Below are 5730 nucleotides of genomic sequence, written 5' to 3' on the forward strand. Positions count from 1 at the left end.
GATGGCAGAGAGGTCACACCCGTTCCCATACCGAACACGGAAGTTAAGCTCTCTAGCGCCGATGGTAGTTGGGACCTTGTCCCTGTGAGAGTAGGACGTCGCCAAGCAACTTTAAGACGAGTCAGAATGACTCGTCTTTTTTGTGTTTTATAAAAATAAGAATGGCTGGTAAATCTCAGTTTATTAAAATTTCACTTTATTGTTCACATCAACAAGTTCAAAACGCTCACAGACGAGTAACATATCTTCAGAGAAATTAAGACCAAGCTCATTTAATTCCTTTGTAAAAAAACGAACATGGGTGTCTCTCCAGTAATTATAAGTACGATCTCCTTCGCCTTCAGCGATAGCGAATTCTTCGCTTACTTCATTCATTGGTGTTACAGTTACTTCTATTGTCTTAATAATAGCTACAGGTTCATCATTACTATTGAGTATAATACTATAATCATTAGTAGTCGGTAGCGATTCATGTTCTAATTCATAAAAAATGTGACCGGAGCATGTAGCTGTTTTAATACCGTCAATTACTAGTTGTGCAAGATAATTAGGGGCATCCCCAAATTGCCAAGCTGTAACAGATTCTGGTTTTTTGTTGTTTCCCCAATAAGTATCCCAATATGTCTGTGCTAATTGATTCATTTTTATCGTCACCTCACTCTAATTAATATTTAATCTCTTTATAATTCCTAGGGAATTTATTTATTTGTTATGCCTTTGTACTTATTTTTAATTTGTATCAGTGTGTTGCAAATTAAAAAGATACTATGTGGAGTGAATATAGTTTGTAAATATGTTCTGTACATATATGGGATCTTTAATTTTCCAATTGCATTTTATGATAAAGGACATAGTTACTTAAAGAACGTTCAGATTATGAATGATAGTTTATTATCACTATGCCATATTGAAGTGAGTAATACTAGAGTTGAAATAGATAAAAAAACTGATATTCTAAATTGAATATCAGTTTAATAATATGTGACTTATATGAATCTATAGCAATACGAAAAGCGTAAATAAGATAGCCAACAAAATACGATAGTATGCAAAAGGTTTTAAACCTATCTTCTCTAAAAGTTTTAGAAAAGTTACTACCGCTAGCATCGCTACTATAAAAGAGGTAATGAATCCTACCGCAAACATAGGGATGTCATCGACACTTAAATACTTCCAACTTTTTAGTAAGTCTAAGCCTGTCGCCCCAATCATTACAGGAAGAGCTATTAGAAAAGAGAATTCAGATGCAGTCTTATAATTTACTTTTGCTAATAGACCTCCAGAGATAGTAGAGCCAGCTCTAGAGAAGCCAGGGTATACCGCTAAGCACTGAAATAATCCGATTGTTAAAGCTTGGCGGTATGTTAAATCGTCCAGTGAATAGGCTGCTGCCTCTTTCTTTTTTACTTCTGCAAAGATCATAAGAATTGCCCCTGCTACAAGTCCAATCACAACAGTGTATGGCTGGAATAAGTATGTTTTAATAATATCATGTAGTAGCAAACCAGCAACGACTGCCGGAAATACGCCAAGAAATACATGGAACGCGTTGAATTTTTTTTCTTTCTGTATAAGAGGTTTAATATTACATAAAGAAACGAGACGTTTATGATATAAAATTGCAATAGCTAAAATTGCGCCTAGCTGAATAACAATTTCAAACGTTTTTGCTCTTTCTCCCTCAAAGCCTAATAAATGCCCGACTAATATAAGGTGGCCAGTAGAAGATATAGGTAAAAATTCAGCTAATCCTTCTACAATACCGAGTATGAAGGCAATAATGATATCGCTCATAGTTTTCACTCCTATACATTAATGAATGTCTACTTTTTTAAAATAGAATAGTGTTGCAATAAATCCGGAAATTGTCGTTACTGCAATGATGATATAAGAATACTCTGGTGAATATGTCGGTTGTAATTCGTTATTTGCGATATCTAGAGTAGCGGTCCACGGAAATAAATCTTTATGCTTGGAGTTTACGAGCATAAGATTAGTCATTGTAATAATGACTGTTAATATAATGGGTGGTACATAGCTCTTCATTACAAGAGTTAGTAGCACAATAGGTGAAGACAATAGAAAGAGAAGTCCACCACATATTAAAAATTCTAGGAAAGAACCTAAAAGTAAAGAAATGTTAAAACCAGGGAAGTTCCCCAATAGCCCTAATATTAAAGTAAGTGCCCAAGCGACTAAAGTTAGCATCATAATCCAAAGAAAGAGAATGATGAATTTACTTATAATAAAGCTAATGCGCGACACGGGGATAGTTAGTAAATTTTTCAGTGTATCTTCTGTATATTCGCGGGTAAGCAAATAAGCAACCACTACTCCATATAAGGGGAATCCTATAACTAAAGTAGTATATAAGTTAACGTCAGTGAATAATTGATGGAACCAAATAGTTGGAGTTGGCTGTTTTGTTTTTATATGTATATAAGAGGCTACTACAACTAAGAAAGGTGCGACACCAGCACCAATAATGCTAATTAAAAACATATTAGAGCGTTTTAGCTTTAAGAGTTCTGTATAGAGTAGATTAACCAATTGTTCCACCTCCAACTAGTTTGGTGAAATAATCTTCTAGTCTATCTTCGCTTATCATCATTTTTAATACTTCAATATCATTAAGAACAAACGTTCTGTTTATGTATCCTTGTTGTCCAAAATGAGAGTAAATACGAATATTTCCTTCATCATGTACTTCATAATCAAAAATTTGAAGATGATTTTCTAATAACATCACAGCTTTATCGTCATTATTCACTTGAAACTCTATGTACTTACGGTTTGCCTTGCGCAGCGTATCAAGAGAAACTTCTTCTAGTAACTTTCCTTCATGAATAATTCCGATACGATCGACTAACTGTTCTACCTCGGCTAATATGTGACTAGAAATGAGTATTGTTATATTTCTTTCTTGAGCTAAAGAATGAATAAGTTTTCGCATTTCTTTAATACCAATAGGGTCTAGTCCGTTAGTTGGTTCATCTAATATGAGTAGCTCAGGATAATGGAGAAGAGCACGTGCAATTCCTAAGCGTTGCTTCATTCCTAAAGAATACTTTCCTACTAACTTTTTTGTCTCATGCTGCAAGCCTACTATTTCTAATGCTTCTTCGATAGCATTCTTTTTGTGGACCCCAATTATCTTTGCATTAATTAATAGGTTTTCTTTTGCAGTTAAGTTTTCATAAAATCCTGGAACTTCAACTATAGAACCAATTCTGCTTAAAATATCTTTTTGATTTTGGAATAAGTTCTCTCCGAATATTTCAATCGTTCCACTTGTAGGCTTTATAAGACTAAGTAGCATACGAATGGTTGTTGTTTTACCAGCACCGTTGCGGCCTATGAAGCCATAAATCTCCCCTTGTTGAACATTAATATTTAAATTATCTACTGATTTTTGATTGCCATATACTTTAGTAAGGTTAGTCGTTTTTATAATTGTATTTATAGGAGACACCTGCTTTCTATAAGTTCTTACTTACATCATAAAAAGGAAGGCTTAACTGCATATTAATCATTTCTTAACTATTTCTTAAAAGTATTGTGCTTTGGAATAGAAAAGCCAAAAGTAGTTCGTTTCCATGGAGTACTTTCAACCCATATATGTCCACCGTTTTTCTCAACAAGCGCTTTGGAAATAGAAAGCCCGAGACCGCTACCACCAAATGAAGAGTTTCTTGATTGTTCGCTTCGGTACATTCGCTCAAATACGTTTTGTAAATCATGTTTTGGAATACCAGGGCCTTGATCCCAAATATGAAGTTCGTATTCTGCATCAGCTTCTAGCAATTCGACTCCTATTGTTTTTCCATCCTTTCCGTAATAAATTGCATTTTTCATTAAATTACCGATAATCCGCATAATGCTTAGATGATCTGCGATGATAGGACAAGTAGATTCTGGTATGAGAATTTGCAGTTCGATGTTATGTTTTGAGAGCTCAGGTAAAAATTCAATCAAAACTTCTCTAGTAACTTCAGAAAAGTCGAGTTCTTCTTCTTTTAGTGGAAATTCATTAGCGTCTAGCTTCGCCATATTGAATATTTCATCAACTAGGTGCTTTAAGTTATTTGATTTCATATAGAGTATTTTAAGATATTCTTGTTTTTCTATTTCAGAAGCAGCAACTCCGTCTTTCAAAGCATCTATATATCCGATAATGGAGGTGAGTGGTGTTCGTATATCGTGGGAGATACTAGACAAAAGTTGTTTTCTGGATTCCTCGGATCTTTTGGCTTCAATTTGAACCTGCTCTAATTTACCTATTAGCTCGTTTATTGAAAAAACGATATTATGTAATGAGTGGTCATTGCTTGTGAATAATCTCGTTTGTAAGTTTCCTTTTAGTACACGACTTAATTTAGTATCCATTGCTTTGCGATGTTGAATGAATTGTATTCTTGAAAAGAAGAGATAAATTGTAATTAAGATAAGGATAATAAATAAAGACATTTTTATTCTTGGATCCATTTGTATGTTTAAAATCCCGCAAATGATAAGTTGTAATGAAATCAGGAAGAGGGTTTTATCAGTCTTCAAGCTTTTCACCTACAAACTTATAACCAATTCCCCATATAGTCTGAATGAATTTTGGATTGGAAGGGTCAATTTCTATTTTCTTTCTGAGTTTTCGAATATGTACCATAACGGTATTATCATCTTCTATATAATTATCGTCCCACACATTTCGGAAGAGCTGTGTTTTTGTAAATACTTGCCCTGGGTTTGAAGTAAAGAATTTTAATAGTTCCAGTTCTTTTCCGGTTAAGCTAATTTCTTCTTTGTTTGTATGAACTGTGTATGTATTTAAATTGATAGTTAGTCCTTTAAAAGATAAAGTTGTTTTTTCTTGAGCAGTATTGTTACTTCCGAGAACTAAAAAACGCCGCATAAGAGCTTTTACTCGTGCAATTACTTCGTGAATGCTGAAAGGTTTCGTAATATAATCATCAGCACCAATGCTTAAACCTAAAATTTTATCAACTTCGTGATCTTTAGCGGTGAGCATTAATATAGGTATGTTAGTTTTATCTCTAAGTTTTTTACATACCTCGATTCCATCTATTTTGGGCATCATAAGATCTAATATAACGAGGTTATAGTTATTTTGATTAAATAAATGTAAGGCTTCTTCGCCGTTGATTGCAGTGTCTACCATGTATAATTCTCGTTCTAAATATATTTTTAATAAATTTCGGATTTCTTTATCGTCGTCTGCTATAAGGATACGTATATCTTTCATATCTTCACCTGCTTCTAATAGAGTTTTATTGATAGTACAACAACTCTCTAATTATATACTAGTATTTGTTAAAATAAGGTTGCTAGTTTTGTTGGAGGAAAACGTCCACACAAGTTAAGTCTAGAGTTCAAATTAACTCGAATATATTTGGAAAAACGAATTAAAGAGAAGCAGAAGGTGTGCTCCGATAATGAAATCCTATAGAGACGTATTTAGTTAAAAGAGCATAAAAATATTAAATTGAAGTTCTTTATAAAAAGGTGTTGACGATTATACTTTAGAGGTGTAATATAGAACAAGTCGCCGATGACAATAACGTCGCAAGCGACAAACGAAATAAAAAAACTTAGTTGACATTAACTAACGAAGATGTTAACATAAGGAAGTCGCAAATGAGCGACCAAGTAGTTCTTTGAAAACTGAACGAAACAAACAACGTGAAACGTCAATTTTTATTTTAGATGCTAGACAAA

6 protein-coding genes and 1 rRNA gene are annotated in these 5730 nt (G+C 33.5%); 1 reads left to right on the plus strand and 6 read right to left on the minus strand.

The window, feature by feature from the left end:
- A 5S ribosomal RNA gene (gene rrf / locus MR168_RS32020) occupies window positions 1-107 on the plus strand; the annotation flags it as partial.
- Window positions 108-183: 76 nt separating this feature from the next.
- On the opposite strand, the gene MR168_RS32025 is transcribed toward rrf, so the two are convergent.
- The 6 genes from MR168_RS32025 to MR168_RS32050 form a co-directional block, all read right to left on the minus strand.
- Entirely contained in the window at window positions 184-642 is a 459-nt protein-coding gene (locus tag MR168_RS32025) for an ASCH domain-containing protein (protein ID WP_001072419.1), read from the minus strand.
- A gap of 354 nt (window positions 643-996) precedes the next feature.
- Entirely contained in the window at window positions 997-1794 is a 798-nt protein-coding gene (uppP, locus tag MR168_RS32030) for an undecaprenyl-diphosphate phosphatase UppP (RefSeq protein ID WP_001279957.1), read from the minus strand.
- A gap of 18 nt (window positions 1795-1812) precedes the next feature.
- A complete protein-coding gene (locus MR168_RS32035; protein ID WP_242291746.1) occupies window positions 1813-2550 on the minus strand; it encodes an ABC transporter permease in 738 nt (245 codons plus the stop codon).
- Window positions 2543-3472 (minus strand): ABC transporter ATP-binding protein, encoded by a 930-nt coding sequence (locus MR168_RS32040; RefSeq protein WP_000074581.1) that lies wholly within the window; start codon window positions 3470-3472, stop codon window positions 2543-2545. Before MR168_RS32040 ends, MR168_RS32035 begins: the two co-directional genes overlap by 8 nt.
- A gap of 68 nt (window positions 3473-3540) precedes the next feature.
- Window positions 3541-4554 (minus strand): sensor histidine kinase, encoded by a 1014-nt coding sequence (locus MR168_RS32045; protein WP_000845328.1) that lies wholly within the window; start codon window positions 4552-4554, stop codon window positions 3541-3543.
- Window positions 4544-5257: a response regulator transcription factor gene (locus MR168_RS32050; protein ID WP_000651995.1), complete on the minus strand. Its 714-nt coding sequence runs from the start codon at window positions 5255-5257 to the stop codon at window positions 4544-4546. Before MR168_RS32050 ends, MR168_RS32045 begins: the two co-directional genes overlap by 11 nt.
- Window positions 5258-5730: the final 473 nt, after the last annotated feature.

The organism is Bacillus cereus group sp. BfR-BA-01356, from assembly GCF_022663635.1.
Classification (GTDB): Bacteria; Bacillota; Bacilli; order Bacillales; family Bacillaceae_G; genus Bacillus_A; species Bacillus_A cereus.